The following is a 21,533-nucleotide window of genomic DNA, read 5'->3' on the forward strand; positions in this document are numbered from 1 at the left end:
CTTAATATGTTTAAAATTAAGGTGTTATTAAATAATGTTTTAATGAAGTTTAAAGTGTTTTTTAGAAATTTATATTATATTGGAGGAAATGATGCATTACCTCCACCACTTACGAAGAGCGAAGAGGATATTTTAGTAAACAAATTAACAATAGGCGATGAAAGCGTTAGAAGTATACTTATTGAGAGAAATCTAAGATTAGTAGTATATATAGCTAGAAAATTTGAAAATACAGGTATAAACATAGAAGATTTAATTTCTGTGGGAACAATTGGACTTATAAAAGCAGTAAACACATTTGATCCAAGTAAAAAAATAAAATTAGCTACTTATGCTTCAAGATGTATAGAAAATGAAATTTTAATGTATTTAAGAAGAAATAGTAAGGTTAAGGCTGAAATATCTTTTTATGAACCATTAAATATTGATTGGGATGGAAATGAACTTTTACTTTCAGATATATTAGGAACAGAAAATGATGAAGTATATGATTTAATAGAAGATGAAGTTGACAGGCAATTATTGTTATTAGCTATGAAAAAATTAAATGAGAGAGAGAAAGAAATTGTTAAAATGAGGTTTGGACTCAATGGGGCTAAAGAAAAAACACAAAAGGAAGTAGCTGATTTATTAGGGATATCACAATCATATATATCTAGATTAGAAAAAAGAATAATAAAGAAATTAAAAAAAGAAATTAGTAGAATGATATAGGTTGTCTTAGAGTATAAAAACCGCCTCTTAAGGAAATAATTAAAATGCAAGTATGATAAAGGGGCGGTAATATATGATGATAAACAAAGTGGAAATATGCGGTGTAAATACTTCTAAATTACCAGTACTTAAAGAAAAGCAAATGAAAGAATTACTTCTAAGAATGAAAGATGGTGATACAACATGTAGAGAAAGTTTTATTAGAGGAAATTTAAGATTAGTTTTAAGTGTGATCCAAAGATTTAATAATAGAGGGGAAAATGTTGATGATTTATTCCAAGTAGGATGTATAGGATTGATTAAGGCAATTGATAATTTCGATTTAAGTCAAAATGTTAAATTTTCTACATATGCTGTTCCTATGATAATAGGTGAAATTAGGCGATATTTAAGAGATAATAATTCTATAAGAGTAAGTAGATCTTTGAGAGATATAGCGTATAAGGCTTTACAAGTAAGAGATAAGTTGGTAGCTAAAGATAATAAAGAACCAACGATAACACAGATAGCTAAGGCACTTAATATGCCTAGGGAAGAAGTAGTTTTTGCACTAGATGCAATACAAGATCCTGTATCATTGTTTGAGCCAATTTATCATGATGGTGGAGATGCTATTTATGTTATGGATCAAATAAGTGATAATAAAAATTTTGATGAAAATTGGATAGAAAACATATCTATAAAAGAAGCAATGAAAAAATTAAATGATAGGGAAAAACTTATATTATCTTTAAGATTTTTCAATGGAAGAACTCAAATGGAAGTTGCAGATGAGATAGGTATTTCTCAAGCTCAAGTGTCAAGATTAGAAAAAACAGCATTAAAACATATGAGAAAATATATATAATAGAAGGAGAGTAAAAATTTAAAAAAATTTTACTCTCTTTTTTATAATATTATAAGTAAAAAAAATTAATTATAGTAAAACTTGGCTTTAAGTTAAGTTTATATTTCATAGGTTTTATTTTCAAAGTAATATGTTTATTAATATGCTCATAATTATTAATAACTATATTAAATTTTTTAATATTTATAGAGGATGGGTGAAGGATATATGAATATGTTTTCAATGAATAATTTAAAAATGATGGAGATAATTGATATTAATTCTGGTGAAAAGTTAGGCTTTATTAAAGATTTTAAAATAGATAGTAGTGCTCATAAAGTTGTTTCCATAGTATTACCTAGTGGGAAAAGTTCTTGGTTTAATAAGAATGAAGATTTAGAAATACCATGGGATAGCATAAAGAAAATAGGGGTAGACGTTATACTTGTTGAGGCCAATGAAATAATATTAAATAATAAAGAGTAGAAATTTGACAAAAATAGTGTATAATATTTAATATACATTATATTATAAAAAGGACGTGAAAGTAGTGAAGTGTCCATATTGTGGATATACAGAAAGTAAGGTAGTAGATTCCAGATCTACTGAAGATAGCATGGCAATAAGGAGAAGAAGAGAATGCTTAAGTTGTAGTAAAAGATATACGACTTATGAAAAAGTTGAGGATATACCTATTTTAGTTATTAAAAAAGATTTAAGTAGAGAATATTTTGATAAATCCAAAATAATAAATGGACTTATAAAGGCATGTCAAAAAAGGCCAGTCTCAAGGGCTCAAATAGAACAAATAGCAGAAGAAGTTGAAAAGCAATTAAGTAATAGAATGTGTACAGAAGTAAGCTCAAAAGATATTGGAGAAATGATAATGAATAGATTAAAGATGGTTGATGAAGTATCTTATGTAAGATTCGCATCTGTATACAGACAATTTAAAGATATAAATACTTTTATGGAAGAAATAAAAAATTTAATGGGTAATAAGTAAGAGTATTATATTTTAAAATTTGTGAGGTGAAGTATGATTTTTAAGACTATTAATAATCATAAATTTATTGGTGAAGAATATGAAAATATAAAACTGTATTTTTCTACAGGTGAAGGTGAATTAAATTTTAATAAAAACAGTTTAGAAGGCATCGAAAATTTAGATAAATTAAAACAGTGGTTTAATGTTAACGAAGTAGGCTATTTAAATCAGATTCATAGTGATTTAATTTATAATTATGATGGACAAATTCATCAAGGCGATGCATTAATAACTAATAATAAGGGTGTTGCAATAGGAGTTTTTACAGCAGACTGTGTACCAGTTCTTATTTTTGATAAAAAAAAGAAAGTAATTGCTGCAGTTCATAGTGGATGGAAGGGAACTTTTAATTTAATTGTCTCAAAAACTATAGATAAAATGATTCAAGAATATGGCTCTAAAATTGAAAATATAGTTATATATATTGGTCCTCATATATCAAAATGTTGTTATGAAATAGGAAACGATGTAAAAGAAAAGTTCGAGTTAAATGATTTATATGGAAGAGAAGTTATAAATGATAATAAATTAGATTTAACTAAGTGCATAGATAAACAACTTAGAATGAAAAATATATTACAAAAAAATATTCATATTATAAAAAATTGTACTTTTTGTGATATTAACAATAACTGGTTTTCTTACAGAAAAAATAAAAGTAAAAAAAGAATGTTTTCATTTATAGCTATAAAATAGGAGGTATTGTAGTGTTGGACCAGAAAATTTTAGTGGTAGATGATGAAGAACACATAAGAGAGTTAATAAAATACAATTTAGAGAGTAATGGATATAAGGTCATTTGTGCAGAAAATGGGGTAAAAGCATTAGAAATTGCAAAGGAAGAAAGACCTAAACTTATATTACTTGATTTAATGCTTCCAGGCATAGATGGTTACGATGTATGTAAACAAATAAGAGGAGATAAAAACATTTCATATATTCCAATTATTATGATTACTGCTAAAGGAGAAGAAATTGATAAAATATTAGGATTAGAGCTAGGAGCAGATGATTACATAACTAAACCTTTTTCTGTACGAGAATTAGTTGCAAGAGTGAAAGCAGTATTGAGAAGAACAAATGTAAAAGTTATAGATAATAATTTTATATTTGGTAATGTTTCTATTGATTTTCAAAAACATCAAGTATTAAAAAATAATAAAGAAATTGATTTAACATTAAAAGAGTTTGATTTATTACAAATACTAATACAAAATAGAGGCAAAGTGATGACTAGAGAAATTCTTTTGGATACAATATGGGGTTATGAATATATTGGGGAAACAAGGACTGTTGACGTACACATAAGACATATTAGAAAAAAAATTGAGGATGATGATAAAAATCCTAAATTCATACAAACTATTAGAGGAATAGGATATAGATTTAACTCTGGCGATGAATTATGAAAAAGAAACTAATGGTATACATATCTACTTTAATATTAATAACATTATTTGTAATAACTATTCTATTTATTTCTATAGTAAATTTTCAATATGAACAAAATATAAAACAAGAATTAAAACATAACAATAAAATAGTTATAAGCTTAATAAAGAGTAATAATATAAAAAGTAAAAAAGTATTTTTTGGCTCAAATTATAAGGATTCTAAAATACGTATCACATATATAGATAAACAAGGAAAGGTATTATTTGATTCTGTTGCTGATAGCAATGCTATGGATAATCATAGTAAAAGGAAAGAAGTACAAGTTGCAAGAGTAAAAGGTGAAGGATATGATAAGAGAACAAGTAAATCAACAGGAAAAAATACTATATATTATGCTAGTGTGCTAGAAGATAAATACATAATAAGAAGTTCTATGTCAATGGATGTAATAGGAAACTTTACAACTTCATATCTAAGATATTATTTTTTAGTAGTTATACTTGTCTTTTGTATTGCAGTATTATTTTCTAATAAACTTTCTTATATAATAATAAAGCCTGTAAAAGATTTAGACTTTACTACTTCAAGAATAGCTAAGGGAGAATTAAATAGAAGAGTAAATGTCACGTCCCAAGATGAAATAGGAGAGCTAGGAAAAAATTTTAATAAAATGGCAGATGAACTGCAATATAGTCTTAATGATTCTATAGAAAAACAAACTAGATTAGAGGCTATTCTTAGAAGCATGGATAGTGGAATAATAGCTATAGATAGAAATTTTAAGATAATAATGATAAATCCTTATGCAGAAAAAATATTTGATATTGATACAAATACAATAGGTAAGAATCTATTAGATACTATAAGGAATTATGATTTAGAGAAAATTTTTATAAGTAGTAATAATGATTATAATGAAATAAAAATTACTTGGCCCAGTGAAAGAATATTAAGAATAAAGACAGCTGATATAATAAATAGAAGTGAACATATAGGAACAGTAGCGGTAGTTCAAGATATAACAGATATAAGAAAATTAGAAAATATAAGAAGTCAATTTGTAGCAAATGTATCACATGAATTAAAAACACCTTTAACATCTATAAAGGGATTTGCTGAAACTTTAAAGTATGTAGATGATTCACAAACCCGTAATAAATTTTTAAATATAATAAATGATGAAGCTGAAAGACTTACGAGATTAATAAGTGATATTTTAGTTCTTTCAGATATTGAACAATATAGAGATAATAAAGAAGAATATATTAATGTAAATAATATCATTGATAATATATGTAGTTTAATTAAGAACATGGCAGAAAAGAAGGGAATAGAATTAAATATTGTAGGTAATAAAGTACCTCCTATTTTAGGTAACGTTGATCGTTTTAAACAAATGATGATAAATTTAATAGATAATGCTATTAAATACTCAGAACGAGGAGATAAGGTATATATAGGAACTAAGAAGGAAAAAAATTTTTGCACTATATGGGTTAAAGATACAGGAATGGGTATTCAAGAAGAACATATCGCAAGATTATTTGAACGGTTTTATAGAGTAGATAAGGCAAGATCTAGAAGTAAAGGAGGTACTGGACTCGGTCTTGCTATTGTAAAGCATATAGTATTAGGATTAAATGGTACTATAGAAGTTGAAAGTGAAGTTGGTGTAGGAAGTAAATTTATTATAAAAGTGCCATATAACACAGAAAAGGTTAGTAACTAGATTTTTATAGATTAAAAGGTGAAGTCACAATAAAATAGTATATTTCAGTTGATGAAATCCATGATATGAGTGTAAATTAACACATGCTCATATCATGGATTTTTTATGCAATATGTGCTTTTGCTTTTGTTAAAATTAGTTAACATTATGTAAATGTTAATTAACAATAGTGTAATAAGTTCTTAACTTTAACACTGTATTATCAATATTGTAATACAGTGGTAGATAACTTTAAATATGGATGGAGGTTAAAAGAATGAAAAGAAAAACTTTTAAGGGTATAATTGCTGCATTAGCAATTACTATGACAGCAGGGTTATTTGTAGGGTGTGGAAAAAGTGAAGATAAAACAAATATTAAAAATAATACAGAAATCTCTGGGACAATAACAGCAGTTGGATCATCAGCATTACAACCTTTAGTACAGCAGGCATCAAAGAATTTTACAGCTAAAAATCCAAAAGCAATTATTAATGTTCAAGGGGGAGGAAGCGGAGCTGGTTGTAATCAAGTTGCAGCTGGTAATGTAGAAATAGGAAACTCTGATGTAGATGCAGAGCTTAAATTAAAAGATAAATCTTTAGCTAAGCACTTAGTTGATCACAAAGTTTGTGCTATTGGATTTGCAGTAGTAGTTCATAAAGATGTAAAAGTAGATTCATTAACTAAAGATCAAGTACAAGATATATTTACAGGTAAAATCACAAATTGGAAAGAAGTAGGGGGAGAAGATAAAAAAATAAATGTTATTAATAGATCAAAATCATCTGGTACTAGAACAGCTTTTAAACAAACAATAATGGACAAAAAAGATGAAAAAGAAGGATTAGGAACTACTCAGGATTCAAGTGGTAATGTTAGAGTTGCTATGAAACAAACAGAAGGTTCAATAAGTTATTTAGCATTATCTTATATAACAGAAGATGTTAAGAAAGATATAAAGATGTTAAAAATTAATGATGTGGAGGCTACAAAAGAAAATATAATTTCTAATGAGTATCCATTTTGGTCATATGAGCACATGTATACTAAAGGTGAAGCTAAAGGACTTACTAAGGCTTTCTTAGATTACATGATTAGTGAAGATAATAAAGCTACAATTGACAAATTAGGATATATACCAATAAGTGACATGAAAAAATAATAGATAAAATTAAGAAAGGGTTATTTAAGACCCTTCTTAATCTTTAAAATTTAAATATATAATAAATCTTATAATTAGAGGATTGGTATTATGAAGAAAACAACATTGTGGCAAAAGTTTAAAAATGAATATTTTGGTAAAGGTTTTTCTATATTTTGTGGATTTCTTATTGTAATTTTAACATTAGCTATAATAGGATTTATAGCTTTTAAAGGAATAAAAACTTTTACAACACATAATTATTCTATAACAAATTTCTTATTTTCATCAGAATGGAGACCTGATGCAGATAAACCTAAATTTGGTGCTTTAATATTTTTAGTTGCATCAGTTTTAGTGTCACTAGGTGCAGTTTTATTAAGTACACCAGTGGGTATAGCATTAGCCATTTTTATGAATTATATATCACCTAAACTGGGGAAAATGATTTTACAACCAGCTATGGAAGTATTTGTAGGTATACCATCAGTTGTTTATGGGTGGGTAGGAATCAGTGTACTAATTCCTTTTATAAAAAATATTTTTGGAGGAGTTGGATTTAGTTTACTTGCTGGTATATTAGTATTAAGTATAATGATATTACCTACTATTGCTAGTATTTCTTCAGATGCTGTAAGAAGTATACCTAAAGAATATATTGAAGCTTCATACGGGGTGGGTGCTACAAGATGGCAAACAATAACAAAAGTAATAATACCATCATCAAAAAATGGTATTTTAACTGGCATTGTTTTGGGTCTTGCTAGAGCGTTTGGTGAAGCATTAGCAGTTCAAATGGTTATTGGTAATTCCATACGAATGGTAGATAGTTTAATAAAACCAACTACTACATTAACAAGTGTATTGACTATGGATATGGCAAATACTTTGACAGGAACAGCATGGAATGATGCATTATGGTCATTAGCATTGTTATTATTAATAATATCATTTGTGTTTATTTTAATCATAAGAGCTATTGGAAAAAGAGGTGACATTTAATGAATGTTAAGGCTAAAGATAAATTTTGGACGGCAGTATTATATGGAGTTTCAGCTTTAGTCATATTATTATTAATCTCTTTAATAGGTTATATTTTATTTAAAGGGAGAAATTTTTTGAGTCCTAAGTTTTTATTTGGAGAACCTAAAATAATGGAAAGTGGAGGAGGAATAGCACCTCAATTATTTAATTCTTTTTATATGTTAATCATATCTTTACTAATAAGTGTTCCTTTAGGAGTAGGAGCAGGAATATATTTAGCAGAATACGCAAAAGAAGGTAGAATTTTAAATTTCATAAGATTATGTATTGAAACATTAGCGTCTCTACCATCTATAGTAGTTGGATTATTTGGACTTATTGTATTTGTTAACATGACAAATTGGGGATTTACTCTTTTATCTGGAGCTTTAGCTATAGCTGTTCTTAATTTACCTGCTCTTGCTAGAGTAAGTGAAAATGCTATTAGAACTGTTAAAAGTGATATTAAACAAGCAAGTTTAGGATTAGGAGCTACTAAATTTCAAACTATTTGGAAAGTAATGCTGCCAGCAGCATTTCCTCAAATATTGACAGGAGTAATACTTGCAGCTGGTAGAATTTTTGGAGAAGCTGCAGCACTTCTATATACAGCAGGCATGAGTGCACCATCTTTAAATTTTTCAGCTTCAAATTTACTTGGAAGTTCTTCTCAATTTAATGTATTTAGACCAGCGGAAACTTTATCTGTATATATATGGCAGTTAAATTCGGAAGGAATAATACCTGATGCAGCAGATATTGCAAATAAGTCATCAGCTGTACTAATAGTGATGGTATTATTGTTTAATGTTTTAGCAAGAATTTTAGGAAAAAAGATACATGAATTATATACTGGTAAAAAATAGGAGGACGTAGTATGACTATATTATATACTAAAAATTTGAATTTATATTATGGAAGTAATCAGGCATTGAAAAATGTAAACACTAGCTTTCAAAAGAACACTGTTAATGCACTTATAGGCCCATCTGGATGCGGTAAATCCACTTTTTTAAGAACTTTGAATAGAATGAATGATTTGATAAATAGTGTAAGAATAGATGGAGAAGTTATATATGAAAATAAAAATATATATTCTGAAAAATGGGATGTAATAGAACTTAGGAAAAAAGTAGGAATGGTTTTTCAGAAGCCAAATCCTTTTCCAATGACTATATATGATAATGTATCTTATGGACCCAAAATACATGGAATAAAAGAAAAAAAGAAATTAGATGAAATAGTTGAAAAAAGTTTAAAAGGTGCAGCTTTATGGGAAGAAGTAAAAGATAGACTTAAAAAAAATGGTATGGGACTATCAGGAGGTCAACAGCAAAGATTATGTATTGCGAGAACTCTTGCTGTAGAACCAGAAGTTATATTAATGGATGAACCTACATCTGCATTAGATCCTATATCAACTTTAAAGGTTGAAGAATTAATACAAAATTTAAAGCAAAAATATACGGTAATAATTGTTACTCACAATATGCAGCAGGCGGGTAGAGTATCTGATAATACAATGTTTTTCTTAAATGGTGAGATAATTGAAAGTGATAAAACTGAAGATATATTTTATAGACCTAAAGATAAGAGAACAGAGGACTATATTACTGGTAGATTCGGTTAATTTTTTAATTTAAATTAATTGATATATATTATGAGAGGTGTTTAATGTGCTAAGAGAAAATTTTGAATCTAGTTTAGAAGGACTTCATAATGAACTTTTAAGAATGGGCAGTATAGTAGAAAAACAAATTTGTTTATGTATTGAAGCTTTGGTAAATCAAAATGAAACATTAGCAAAACAAATAATAAAAGATGATGACATTGTTGATAATATGCAAAAATCAATAGAAGATAGATGCATAAAGCTAATAGCTATGCAGCATCCTTTAGCAGGTGATTTAAGAAATATTTTTACAACTAGTAAAATAGTTACGGATTTAGAGAGAATAGCAGATCATGCAGTTGATATAGCTAAGATTACACTAAGATTAAAAAATGAAATTTATATTAAAGAACTTATAGATATACCAAATATGTTTGATATTGTAGAAGAAATGTTAAAAGAATCATTAGATGCATATGTAGAAGGAAATGTTGACAAAGCTTATATTGTATGTAAAAAGGATGATAAAGTAGATGCTATATATAAACAGATATTTAGTGAACTGTTAGTTTTGATGATGAAAGAAACAAAAACTATAAATCAGGCTACTCAGTTTTTATTTATATGCAAGTTTTTAGAAAGAATAGCAGATCACATAACTAATATATGTGAATGGACAATATATTTAGTTACAGGAGATCAAGTAGATTTAAATGAATAACTAAATTTTTTCATATATGGATAAAAGTTATTTATATATTAAGTTATTTTTGTTATGTAAAAGTTCAGGGAATAAATAAAATAAAAAATGCAAAAACTAATGTAGAAATTTAAGTATAGGAGTAATTAAATATGAAAAAAAAATTAATATGGATTTTAGTTAGTTTTTGTATATTTTCCTTTAGTGCTTGTGGCAGTGTAAAAAAACAAGAAAATGATGAAAATAAGAAGAATGAGAATAATGTAGTAGTAGTGAGCAATAGTACATTTGCACCTTTAGCAAAAGAATTGGTGGAAAATTATAATGTAAACAGCAAATATAATATTAATATAGAAATATTAGAAAGAAAAGAGCTAGCAAAAAAAATAAAAGATAAAGATAATTATGTTTCAATAGGGTATAGTAAATTGAAAATTAAGGATTTACAAGAAGAAATGATAGGAATTGAAGGATTAGCCATAATAGTTAACAAAAATAATAAACTTGATAATATAACAAGTGAACAAATGAAAAATATTTATATAAATAAAATAAAAAATTTTAATGAACTAAACAATAAAAGTCAACAAATTAAACCTATAGTATATGAAAATAAAGAAAATGTTATTCAAAAGGCTTTTGAAGATAATATATTAAATAAGCCTGTAAAAGAAAATATAAAAGGAAATATAGAATATGCTTCAGATGTAGAATATGTAAAAAAAATTATAAAAGATGATGAAAATTCTATAGGATATATACCTTTAATGAGTGTTGATGATAGTGTAAAAATGATAAAATTAAATGGAGTTACATTAAATGTTAATAGTTTAAAAAGTGATTTATATAAAGCGTCAATACCTATTTATCTTCAGTACCATGATATGGAACAAGATATGCTTAATGATTTTATAAGATATGTAAAAAGCGATAATGGAAAAAAGGTCATAAATAAGTATTGTATAGAATCAAACTCCTAAAAAGGAGTTTTTCTTCTTTTTGATTATACATTGACGAAGATAGCTAATTAATGTAATATAACATAATAGATGCTTTAATTTTATAATGTAAATGTTGGGAGGAAATGTAGAAATTAATGAAGAATAATGAAATAATAAAAATTTATCCAGGGAGTATTGCAGAAGAAGTAGGAATTGAAAAAAATGATAAATTAATTAGTATAAATGGTAATCCTGTAAAAGATATTATAGATTATAAGTTTTTAATTACTGATCAATACATAAATATAGAAATAGAAAAACAAGATGGACAAATTTGGGATATAGAAATAGAAAAAGATTATGATGAAGTGTTAGGTATAGAGTTTAAAGATTTTATATTAGATAAGCCTAAAAGTTGTCATAATAAATGTATATTTTGCTTTATAGATCAACTTCCAAAAGGTATGAGAAAAACTTTATATTTTAAAGATGATGATTCAAGACTATCTTTTTTACAAGGTAATTTTGTTACATTAACAAATATGAGTGAAGAAGATGTTGATAGGATTATAAAATATAGGATGAGTCCTATAAATATTTCTATACATACTACTAATGAAGAATTGCGAGTAAAGATGTTAAATAACAGATTTGCGGGTAAAGCTTATGGGAGAATGAAAAAATTAGCACAAGCTGGTATTGAAATGAATTGTCAAATAGTTTCTTGTCCAGGAATAAATAATGGAAGTGAACTAAAAAAGACAATACAGGAGTTATATAAATTATATCCATCAGTACAAAGTGCAGCAGTTGTTCCTATAGGTATTACTAAATTTAGAGAAGGATTACCTAAATTAAAATTATATACAAAAGATGGTGCCATAGCTGAAATAAAGATGATAAAAGAAATGCAAAAAAAATTTATAGAGAATAGTAGTACCCCTTTTGTAAGGTTATCTGACGAATTTTATGTGATTGCAGAATTAGATGTACCAGAATCTGATTTTTACGAAGGTTATAATCAGCTTGAAGATGGTATAGGAATGATTAGAATATTTAGAGATAATATAGAAAATAATTTAAATAGATTAGATTTACATAAAAAAGGAACTTTTACAATAATAACAGGTGTTTCAGCTTATAAAGAAATACAAAATGCTGCTAATAAAATTATGAATTATAATAAAAATGTAAGAATTAAAGTAAAAAAAATAATAAATAATTTTTTTGGAGAAACTATAACAGTAGCAGGGTTATTAACAGGGCAAGATATTATTGAACAAGTTAAAGATGAGGATTTATGTGAATATATAATTGTCTCAAATAATATGATAAGAAAAGGTTATGAACTTGAACAAAATTCTGATAAAGTATTGTTAGATGATATAACTATAGAAGATTTGGAAAATGAATTTAATAGAAAAATATTAATTTGTGATTATAGTGGAGAAGATTTAATAGATATAATAAATAGTTGTTGTAAGGAGGAGTAATAATGTCAAAACCAATAGTAGCTATAGTAGGAAGACCTAATGTTGGGAAATCAACATTATTTAACAAATTAGCTGGTAAGAGAATTGCAATTGTAGATGATAAACCAGGGGTTACAAGAGATAGAATATATGCAGAATCAGAATGGCTTAATCATAAGTTTACAATAATTGATACTGGGGGAATTGAACCAGAAAGTAATGATATTATTGTTAAACAAATGAGAAGACAGGCACAGATAGCAATAGAGACATCAGATGTAATAATGTTTATTGTTGATGGTAAAGAAGGATTAACTGGTTCAGATTATGAAGTTGCAAATATGCTTAGAAAAAGTAACAAACCTGTAGTTTTAGTTGTAAATAAAATTGATAGAATAAAAGAAGAAGATAATCAATATGAATTTTATAATTTAGGTATTGGAGATCCTAATGTTATTTCTGCGTCTCAAGGTTTAGGATTAGGAGATATGCTAGATGAAGTTGTAAAACATTTTGATAGTATAAATATAAATGATGAAGAAGATGATAATATAAGAATTGCTTTTGTAGGAAAACCTAATGTAGGAAAATCTTCTTTAGTAAATAAGATAATTGGTGAGGAAAGAAATATAGTCAGCAATATTCCTGGAACTACAAGAGACGCTATAGATAGTTATATAGAAAGAGAAGAAGGAAAATTTATATTAGTTGATACAGCAGGATTAAGAAGAAAAAGTAAAATAAAAGAACATATAGAAAGATATAGTGCGATAAGAACTTTAGCTGCAATAGAGAAAGCTGATGTATGTATACTTATGATAGATGCTACTGAAGGTATAAGTGAGCAGGATGAGAAAATAATAGGTTATGCCCATGAAATGAATAAAGCTATAATGGTTTTAGTAAATAAATGGGATCTAATTGAAAAAGATGATAAGACATTAAATAAATTTAAAAAAGAAATACAGTCTAAGTTGGTATTTATGTTATATGCTCCATATTTATTTATATCAGCTAAAACTGGTCAAAGAGTACATAAAGTTTTAAATATGGCAAAAGAATGTTATGATAACTATTCTAAACGTATTTCAACAGGAATATTAAATGAAGTTATAAATAGAGCAGTACTTATGCAAGAACCACCAATATTAGGGGGAAGAAGATTAAAGATTTATTATATTACGCAGGTAAGTATTAAACCACCTACATTTGTACTTTTTGTAAATGATACAGCATGTTTACATTTTTCGTATAAAAGATATTTGGAAAATCAATTAAGACAAAGTTTTGATTTTAATGGAACAGGAATTAAATTTATTTTTAGAGAAAGGAAGGAATAGTATGTCTGATGTTTCATTCTTGGGGGGAGGAAGTTTTGGAACAGCTCTAGGTATTATGTTAGGGAAAAAAGGACTTGATGTATCCATATGGGATAGAAAGCCTAGTGTAGTAGAGGACATCAATATAAAAAAAGAGAATATAAAGTATTTACCTAATGTTGTCATACCCTCAAATGTTAAAGCTTATTCTGATATAGAACATGTGATTAAAAACAGTAAATTTATAGTTTTATGTGTTCCATCTCATGCGGTTAGGGAGATTTGTAGAAAGATTAAGGGAAAACTTAGGGATGATCAAGTAATAATAAATATTTCAAAAGGTATAGAACAAGAAACTAAGAAAAGACTGTCGGAAGTGATAAAGAGTGAATTACCACATAATCATGTAGTAGCTCTTTCTGGGCCTAGTCATGCAGAAGAAGTTGCTATGGACATTCCAACCACAGCTGTAGTAACTTCTGAAAATATGGAATATGCTGCTTTAGTTCAAGATTTATTTATGACAAGTAAATTTAGAGTATATACAAATGATGACATTGTAGGAATAGAAATAGGTGGAGCTGTGAAAAATATAATTGCTTTAGCAGCTGGAATTTCTGATGGTATTGGATATGGGGATAATACCAAGGCTGCACTTATGACTAGAGGTATGAGTGAAATAATAAGAATAGGAGTAAAACTAGGAGGAAAGAGAGAAACTTTTTATGGACTTACAGGTATGGGTGACTTAATAGTAACTTGTACTAGTATGCATAGTAGAAATAGAAGAGCTGGTATACTTATAGGTAAAGGGATTCCTATGGAAGAAGCTTGTAAAGAGATAGGAATGGTAGTAGAAGGGATTAAGGCTTGTAAAGCCTTTTATGAGCTGAAATCTAATCTATCTGTTCCAATGCCTATAACAGATATGCTGTATAAGGTATTGTTTCAAAACAAGGATCCAAAATATGGAGTATATGAGCTTATGACTCGAGATAGAAAAAGTGAATTTTATTAGAAAAAGCTTATCATTAATAAAAGTTTATTGATGGTAAGCTTTTTTTGTAATATTTTTCATATTGGCTAATATATATATAATGTTAATATGTAAGTGATGGGAGGGTATAACTTGGAAAACTTCGATATATATAAAGATATTGCAGAAAGAACCCAAGGGGATATATATGTAGGAGTAGTAGGACCGGTAAGAACTGGGAAATCAACTTTTATTAAAAGATTTATGGAACTTATGGTTTTGCCTAATATCAAAAATCCTCATAAAAAAGAAAGAGCAAAAGATGAACTTCCTCAAAGTGGATCAGGAAAATCAATTCATACTATGGAACCCAAATTTATACCAAATGAAGCAGTAGATATTAGCTTGAATGAAAGTACGAAATTTAAAGTAAGAATGGTTGATTGTGTTGGCTATATCGTTGAAGGTGCACTTGGTTATACTGAAAATGAAACACCTAGAATGGTAAACACACCTTGGTATGATTATGAAATACCTTTTGAAGAAGCAGCAGAAATAGGGACTAAAAAGGTCATAAACGAACATTCTACAATAGGTCTTTTAGTTACAACAGATGGATCTATTACAGACATTGATAGAAAAAACTATACTAAAGCTGAAGAAAGAGTAGTTAATGAACTAAAATCTATAAATAAACCATTCATAATGATTTTAAACACTAGACATATATATGATCCTAAAACAATAGAATTAAGAAAGCAATTAGAAGAAAAATATGATGTGCCTGTTCAGGTCGTTGATGTTATGAATATGAAGGAAGAAGATATATCAAATATTTTTGGAAGGGTTTTAAAAGAATTTCCAGTTAAAGAAATAAACATAGATATGCCTGAATGGATAGAAAAACTTAACAGAGATCATTGGTTAAAGATTGATTTTATGACTTTAGTAAAAGATATGTGCAAGAACATATATAAGGTTAGAGATGTCAAAAAATCCATATCTAATTTTAATGAAGTTGAATTTTTGCATAACTCTAATTTGATTGAAATGAACATGGGAGATGGTACAGCTAGATTACAATTAAATCCTAAAAATGATCTGTTCTATAAAATTTTAGGAGAGAGATGTAATGCTGAAATAAAAGGTGAAAATGAATTATTAAATATAGTATCACAACTTTATAAAGCAAAAGTTGAATATGATAAAGTAGAACAGGCGCTTAGAGATGTAAGAGAAACAGGATATGGCTTGGTAGCTCCACAATTAACTGAAATGAAATTGGAAGAACCAGAAATAGTTCAACAAGGTGGTAGATATGGAGTTAAATTAAAAGCTAGTGCACCATCACTACACTTTATAAAAGCAGATATAAATACTGAAATATCTCCTATAATGGGAAGTGAAAGACAAAGTGAAGAATTAGTTAAATCTATATTAGAGCAGTTTGAAAATGATCCATCAAAGATATGGCAGAGTAATATGTTTGGAAAATCTATTGAAGTATTAGTCAAAGATGGACTTCAAAAGAAGTTATACAAAATGCCAGAGGATGTTCAAAGGAAGATACAAAGAACATTAGAGAAGATAATTAATGAGGGTAATGGAAATTTAATTTGTATTATTTTATAATAGTAATTAAACAGGCTGTTTTTATGTACAGCCCGTTTAATTTTATTATAAAGTAGTATTTTTAACAACAATGACATACTGCTGCTATTATAAAAAGAATTATTAGTATTGCTATAAAATAGCAGCAACAACATCCAAAGTAATAACCACAAAACATAAATTAACTCTCCTTTCAAATAATATTTATTATCAAAGCCTGTACAAATAGGAGAGAAAGTTTATTCACTATTATTTTATTAATTTATTAATAAAATTGTTACTACTTTTTTTCATTTAATGAAGATAAATCTTCAATAGTTTGTTTAGATTTTTCTACTTTTGACAGTTCTAATTCATTTAACAATTCTTTAATTTTATCATTATATTCATTAGTTAAATTGTTAATCTTATTTTGATAAGATTTTTCTATTTCAAGCAAGTCTTTTCCTTTTTCAAGTTCAAACTTATCTTTTAATCTTTCTATTGTTTTGTTTTGTTCATTTTCTAATGAAGTTATATGATTTTGTAATGTTTTAACTTCAGTATTTTTTTGTGAAATTTCTTTTGAATGGTTTTCTTTTAAATTTTCCATAGTATTTTTTAAGATAGAGTTTTTATTTTCTAAAGTGTGAATACATTCTTCATATTTAGTTAATTTGATATCATATTGTTTATATTTTTCTAATTGTAAAGAGAAATTATGTAGTTTTTCTTTGTATTCTTCAATTAATAATTTGTTTGAATCATTAGTATCTTTTAACTGAGAGATTGTACTTTCAATTTTTTCGTTTAATATTTTTAAATTATCTATTTGTTTGATTGTATTTTCATTTTTTAATTTTAATTGTTTTAAATTGTTTTCTAAAGAATAAATTTTTTCTTCTTTTTCTTTAATTTTTTTTTCAAAAATTTCATTTTGAGTTTTATTTATATTTTGAATTCTATTAGCTAAATTAAGATATATATTGTTCATTCTCTGAGTTAAGCATTGAAGTTCAGTTATATCTTGAGCTATTTCAGGTATTTGAGTTTTTGAGGTTTCTATTTCATATAAATTAACTAGATTTTGCATAAAATCTTTACCTTGTAGACCAGATTCTTTCATTAATCCTGAAATTTTTTCTTTTAATTCTTTATTTACTTTGACTCCGAATGTAACATCATTCATCATTAGTCACTCCTTACGCTATTATTGAACATAACGAAAATACACTATAACACTATAATTATATCATAACTCAACTTTCGAAGGTGAAAAATAGCCGCTACGGGGAATGATATCTTGCTTAGAACTTGTAAACTTTGTTCAAATGTTTCTTACGCAAGATATCATTTCCCTTCGCTAAGCAGTATTTTTTTACTGCGAAAGTTGAATATCATAATTATAAATTTATGAAGATTACTACCTTATTGTGTTTTTTTTAATGTTTATTTCATAGATACGAATGATTACTTTGATAAAGAGGAGTTTGACTTGATTACCATGAATAATAAGTTAATTTAATCTAATAATAATGATAGTAGTAAAAAAGGAGGAGATTAAATGGAATTAAATACTAAAGAAACTATAAAAAAGAAATTATTAGATGCTCAAGAAAGTGTAAGAGATTATCAAATGTATTCTGGTAAAGTATCTGACCCAGAAATATCTTCAACATTCAAAGAATTTGCTGAACAATCTGCTATACAAGCACAAAAATTGCAAAAACTATTAGATAGATTTTAATTATAAGGGCCTTGAAATGGCTCTTTTTTTATTATTAAAAAAATTATAAATCTTTTGAAGAAATTTATTGCCTTAAAGTTAAGTAAATTTAATGTATAATAGGTTTATGTGAAATTATATCATGCAAATTTAAAATTCTACCCACATAGGATGAAAAAAAGTAACATTTTTCTATAAAAATAATACAATATTAATATAAAACTTTAGGGGATGGAGAAATGAAAAGATTTAAAAATTATGGGCTATGGGTTTCTATTTTTGCGTTTATTCCACTTCTTTTAGAAGGTCTTGGTATTCATATATTACCAGAAAATTATAATGAAATTGTAAATGCTTTTTTAGGGATTTTGGTTTTAGCAGGAATATTAAGTAATCCAGATACTGAAAACAAAGGATATCTAGATGATAGAGATATAAAAGATTAACTATAAATTAAATAAAAGTTTTTTTATAAGAAAAATATCATTAATAGAAAAAGATTACACTTGAAATGTGTAATCCTTTTTTATTTTGAAATATGTATAAATAGAATTGTCATTTTTATATTAAAAAAATTTATCAAAACTGATTTAAGTTTTTTATTAAAAAAGATGTAATTGTGATAAAAATGTTGTAAAATAAATTTATGCAGAAAGATTTGTTTCAATTTTGCAATTATTACATAAAATTTCAGGGGGGAGCGCAATGAAAAAAGTTGCAGTAGTATTTAATGGTGGAACAATTTCAATGAAAGTAGATCCAAGAATTAAAGCAGCAGTACCTACTTTAAATGGTGATGAGATTATGGGTATGGTAACAGGAGTTGAAAAATATGCTCAAATTGAGTCATGTACTTTTTCAAGTTTACCAGGACCACATATGACACCTCAGATTATGTTGGAATTATCAAACTATATAAAAGAACTTCTTAGTAGAGAGGATATTTGTGGTGTAGTAGTAACTCATGGAACAGATACATTAGAAGAAACAGCCTATTTTCTTGATTTAATTATAAAAGATGAAAAACCTGTTATTGTTACAGGTTCTATGAGAAATAGTTCAGAATTAGGATATGATGGTCCAGCGAATTTATCAGCATCTATTTGTACAGCTATAAGTGAAGAAGCAAAAAATAAAGGAGTGTTAGTTTGCTTAAATGATGAATTACATTGTGCAAGTGAAGTAACAAAAAGTCATACAATGCATCTCAATACATTTCAAAGCCCTGATTTTGGTCCAATAGGAATTATTGATAGTAATAACGTTATATTTTATCGAGATGCATTAAAAAAACAACACATAAAAACAGAAACAATTGAGCCAAGAGTAGAATTAATAAAAGCAACAGCAGGTATGGATGGGAAATTAATAGATTTTTGTGTGAAAGAACAATGTAAGGGGTTAGTTATTGAAGGTATGGGTAGAGGAAATATACCACCTAAAATGGCTGAAGCAGTAGAAAGAGCAATACAAAAAGGAGTTGTTGTTGTTCTAGTATCTAGATGCTTTAAAGGTAGAGTAATGGATTCATATGGATATCCAGGTGGAGGAAAATTACTTAGAAATATGGGAGTAATTTTTGGAGATGATTTGCCAGGACAAAAAGCAAGAATAAAACTAATTTTAGCATTAGGAAAAACAAATAAAATAGAAGAAATTAGAAGTATATTTGAGAAAGATTTATACTAATAACGAATTATATAAAAGCAAAATAAAAAAAAGTTCGTTTTATCATTGACAAAATAACTTAATATTGATATTATGTTCTTGTGAAAGACAAATAACCACTTAAGGTAATTCCTCATATAATTCTAATAATGTGGATTAGGAGTTTCTACCAGATACCGTAAATATCTGACTATGAGTGAATCTTTATGGTTTGGCATTTGCTTGAACGGAGCATATAGCCGCTGAAGATTCCTCATAATCTCAGTGGTTATTTTTATTTGTATAAAATACAGGGGGTCAAGTAAATGGAAAAGTTCTTTAAGTTAAAGGAAAATGGAACAGACGTAAGAAAAGAAGTTATTGCAGGTGTAACAACATTTTTGACTATGGCTTATATAATCGCAGTTAACCCAGGAATTTTAAGTAAAACGGGAATGCCTGCAGGAGCTTTAGTTACAGCAACATGTTTGACTGCAGGTTTGGCTACAATTCTTATGGGTTTGTATGCTAATTTACCTTTTGCATTAGCTTCAGGAATGGGATTAAATGCGTTTTTTGCTTTTAGTGTTTGTGGAAAGGGAATTCATTGGTCAGTTGCATTAACTGCTGTATTCTTTGAAGGTATTATATTTATTATTCTTTCAGCAACAAATGTAAGAGAAGCAGTTGTAAATGCAATACCAAATACGTTAAAAATTGCAGTGACAGGTGGTATTGGTCTTTTTATAGCATTTATAGGGTTTGTAAATGCAGGAATAGTAGTAAAAAATGATGCTACACTAGTTTCGATGGGTAATTTTACAACTCCTACAGTAATAATAGCTGTAATTGGAATAATAGTAATAGTAGCTTTATCAAAGAAAAACATAAAAGGTGCTATTTTATGGGGTATACTAGTTAGTTCAATATGTGCATGGATATATGCATTAGTTAATCCTAATCTTGCATCAAAATACATGATTTTTTTACCAAAAAAGGTTTTTGCATTTGAATCATTAAGTGATATAGCTTTCAAATTAGATTTTTCGTATGTTATGGATAGCACAAAAATATGGACATTTATTACTATAGTTCTTACTTTCTTGTTTGTAGATTTCTTTGATACAGTAGGAACTTTAGTTGGAGTAGCGTCTAAAGTAGGTATGGTAGATAAAGATGGAAAAGTTCCTAGAGCAGGTAAGGCTCTAATGGTTGATTCAATAGGTACTACTTTCGGAGCAATGTTAGGTACTTCAACTGTAACTACATATGTTGAAAGTTCTGCAGGAGTTGCAGAAGGAGGAAGAACAGGTTTAACTGCAGTTGTAACTGGTGTGTTATTTTTGATAGCTATGTTCTTTTCCCCAATATTTACTGCAATACCAGCATGTGCAACAGCGCCAGCTTTAATAGTTGTAGGTTACTATATGATGGAAAATATAGTTAAGATTAATTTTGCTGATTTTACTGAAGGAGTACCAGCATTTCTTACTATAGCATTGATGCCTTTAACTTATAGTATTGGTGATGGTTTGACTATAGGAATATTAGCTTATGTAATTTTAAATTTAATAAATAATATTATTACTAAAAAGAAGGAAGATAAAAAGAAAATTTCAATTGTTATGTATATATTAGCTATATTGTTTATTATAAAATTAGTTGCAACAGGATTATAGGATATTTGAAAGT

22 protein-coding genes and 1 riboswitch are annotated in these 21,533 nt (G+C 27.2%); of the genes, 21 read left to right on the top strand and 1 reads right to left on the bottom strand.

Features of this window, described 5'->3' with window-relative positions:
• Positions 1-6 precede the first annotated feature (6 nt).
• The 17 genes from sigE (at position 7) to spoIVA (ending at position 16,510) form a co-directional block, all read left to right on the top strand.
• Positions 7-714, top strand: a complete 708-nt coding sequence (gene sigE / locus ACFIJ5_RS06390) for an RNA polymerase sporulation sigma factor SigE (protein WP_379805182.1) — start codon at positions 7-9, stop codon at positions 712-714.
• Positions 715-787: 73 nt separating this feature from the next.
• Positions 788-1,561: an RNA polymerase sporulation sigma factor SigG gene (gene sigG, locus ACFIJ5_RS06395; RefSeq protein ID WP_379805185.1), complete on the top strand. Its 774-nt coding sequence runs from the start codon at positions 788-790 to the stop codon at positions 1,559-1,561.
• A 192-nt stretch (positions 1,562-1,753) separates the two neighbouring features.
• Positions 1,754-2,026: a YlmC/YmxH family sporulation protein gene (locus ACFIJ5_RS06400; protein ID WP_379805188.1), complete on the top strand. Its 273-nt coding sequence runs from the start codon at positions 1,754-1,756 to the stop codon at positions 2,024-2,026.
• A gap of 64 nt (positions 2,027-2,090) precedes the next feature.
• The gene (nrdR, locus tag ACFIJ5_RS06405) at positions 2,091-2,546 is read left to right on the top strand and encodes a transcriptional regulator NrdR (RefSeq protein WP_379805191.1); all 456 of its coding nucleotides are present in this window, start codon (positions 2,091-2,093) and stop codon (positions 2,544-2,546) included.
• 33 nt (positions 2,547-2,579) lie between these two features.
• Complete coding sequence (gene pgeF, locus ACFIJ5_RS06410; protein ID WP_379805195.1) at positions 2,580-3,284, top strand: peptidoglycan editing factor PgeF; 705 nt, start codon at positions 2,580-2,582, stop codon at positions 3,282-3,284.
• A gap of 11 nt (positions 3,285-3,295) precedes the next feature.
• Positions 3,296-3,997 carry a response regulator gene (locus tag ACFIJ5_RS06415; RefSeq protein ID WP_379805198.1) on the top strand — a complete coding sequence of 234 codons (702 nt, stop codon included), beginning with the start codon at positions 3,296-3,298 and terminating at the stop codon, positions 3,995-3,997.
• On the top strand, positions 3,994-5,712 hold the full coding sequence (pnpS, locus tag ACFIJ5_RS06420) for a two-component system histidine kinase PnpS (RefSeq protein ID WP_379805201.1): 1,719 nt from the start codon (positions 3,994-3,996) through the stop codon (positions 5,710-5,712). The genes ACFIJ5_RS06415 and pnpS overlap by 4 nt, the downstream gene beginning before the upstream one ends.
• 256 nt (positions 5,713-5,968) lie before the next feature.
• A complete protein-coding gene (locus tag ACFIJ5_RS06425) occupies positions 5,969-6,856 on the top strand; it encodes a phosphate ABC transporter substrate-binding protein (protein ID WP_379805204.1) in 888 nt (295 codons plus the stop codon).
• Positions 6,857-6,946: 90 nt separating this feature from the next.
• Positions 6,947-7,837: a phosphate ABC transporter permease subunit PstC gene (gene pstC, locus ACFIJ5_RS06430; protein WP_379805207.1), complete on the top strand. Its 891-nt coding sequence runs from the start codon at positions 6,947-6,949 to the stop codon at positions 7,835-7,837.
• Complete coding sequence (gene pstA, locus ACFIJ5_RS06435; protein ID WP_379805210.1) at positions 7,837-8,724, top strand: phosphate ABC transporter permease PstA; 888 nt, start codon at positions 7,837-7,839, stop codon at positions 8,722-8,724. Before pstC ends, pstA begins: the two co-directional genes overlap by 1 nt.
• A gap of 11 nt (positions 8,725-8,735) precedes the next feature.
• Positions 8,736-9,488 carry a phosphate ABC transporter ATP-binding protein PstB gene (pstB, locus tag ACFIJ5_RS06440; RefSeq protein WP_379805212.1) on the top strand — a complete coding sequence of 251 codons (753 nt, stop codon included), beginning with the start codon at positions 8,736-8,738 and terminating at the stop codon, positions 9,486-9,488.
• 46 nt (positions 9,489-9,534) lie between these two features.
• Positions 9,535-10,191 carry a phosphate signaling complex protein PhoU gene (phoU, locus tag ACFIJ5_RS06445; protein WP_379805214.1) on the top strand — a complete coding sequence of 219 codons (657 nt, stop codon included), beginning with the start codon at positions 9,535-9,537 and terminating at the stop codon, positions 10,189-10,191.
• A 131-nt stretch (positions 10,192-10,322) separates the two neighbouring features.
• Positions 10,323-11,150 carry a substrate-binding domain-containing protein gene (locus ACFIJ5_RS06450; protein ID WP_379805216.1) on the top strand — a complete coding sequence of 276 codons (828 nt, stop codon included), beginning with the start codon at positions 10,323-10,325 and terminating at the stop codon, positions 11,148-11,150.
• 116 nt (positions 11,151-11,266) lie between these two features.
• A complete protein-coding gene (locus tag ACFIJ5_RS06455) occupies positions 11,267-12,604 on the top strand; it encodes a DUF512 domain-containing protein (RefSeq protein ID WP_379805218.1) in 1,338 nt (445 codons plus the stop codon).
• Between the two features lie 2 nt (positions 12,605-12,606).
• Positions 12,607-13,923: a ribosome biogenesis GTPase Der gene (gene der, locus ACFIJ5_RS06460; protein WP_379805220.1), complete on the top strand. Its 1,317-nt coding sequence runs from the start codon at positions 12,607-12,609 to the stop codon at positions 13,921-13,923.
• 1 nt (position 13,924) lies between these two features.
• Positions 13,925-14,920: an NAD(P)H-dependent glycerol-3-phosphate dehydrogenase gene (locus tag ACFIJ5_RS06465; protein ID WP_379805222.1), complete on the top strand. Its 996-nt coding sequence runs from the start codon at positions 13,925-13,927 to the stop codon at positions 14,918-14,920.
• A 111-nt stretch (positions 14,921-15,031) separates the two neighbouring features.
• Positions 15,032-16,510 carry a stage IV sporulation protein A gene (spoIVA, locus tag ACFIJ5_RS06470; RefSeq protein WP_379805224.1) on the top strand — a complete coding sequence of 493 codons (1,479 nt, stop codon included), beginning with the start codon at positions 15,032-15,034 and terminating at the stop codon, positions 16,508-16,510.
• A gap of 259 nt (positions 16,511-16,769) precedes the next feature.
• Here the strand turns inward: spoIVA and ACFIJ5_RS06475 are convergent, their stop codons facing one another.
• On the bottom strand, positions 16,770-17,657 hold the full coding sequence (locus ACFIJ5_RS06475) for a hypothetical protein (RefSeq protein WP_379805226.1): 888 nt from the start codon (positions 17,655-17,657) through the stop codon (positions 16,770-16,772).
• Positions 17,658-18,032: 375 nt separating this feature from the next.
• Between ACFIJ5_RS06475 and ACFIJ5_RS06480 the strand changes: the two genes are divergently transcribed.
• From ACFIJ5_RS06480 to ACFIJ5_RS06495, 4 genes are all read left to right on the top strand, one after another.
• A complete protein-coding gene (locus ACFIJ5_RS06480) occupies positions 18,033-18,215 on the top strand; it encodes a hypothetical protein (RefSeq protein WP_379805228.1) in 183 nt (60 codons plus the stop codon).
• A gap of 218 nt (positions 18,216-18,433) precedes the next feature.
• Positions 18,434-18,640 carry a holin gene (locus ACFIJ5_RS06485; RefSeq protein WP_379805230.1) on the top strand — a complete coding sequence of 69 codons (207 nt, stop codon included), beginning with the start codon at positions 18,434-18,436 and terminating at the stop codon, positions 18,638-18,640.
• Positions 18,641-18,899: 259 nt separating this feature from the next.
• Positions 18,900-19,883, top strand: coding sequence for an asparaginase (locus ACFIJ5_RS06490; protein ID WP_379805232.1), 984 nt, complete (start codon positions 18,900-18,902; stop codon positions 19,881-19,883).
• Positions 19,884-19,975: 92 nt separating this feature from the next.
• Positions 19,976-20,075: riboswitch (purine riboswitch) on the top strand.
• 92 nt (positions 20,076-20,167) lie between these two features.
• Entirely contained in the window at positions 20,168-21,520 is a 1,353-nt protein-coding gene (locus tag ACFIJ5_RS06495) for an NCS2 family permease (protein WP_379805234.1), read from the top strand.
• The last annotated feature ends 13 nt before the right edge of the window (positions 21,521-21,533 follow it).

It is taken from the genome of Haloimpatiens myeolchijeotgali (assembly GCF_042688525.2).
Taxonomy (GTDB): domain Bacteria; phylum Bacillota; class Clostridia; order Clostridiales; family Clostridiaceae; genus Haloimpatiens.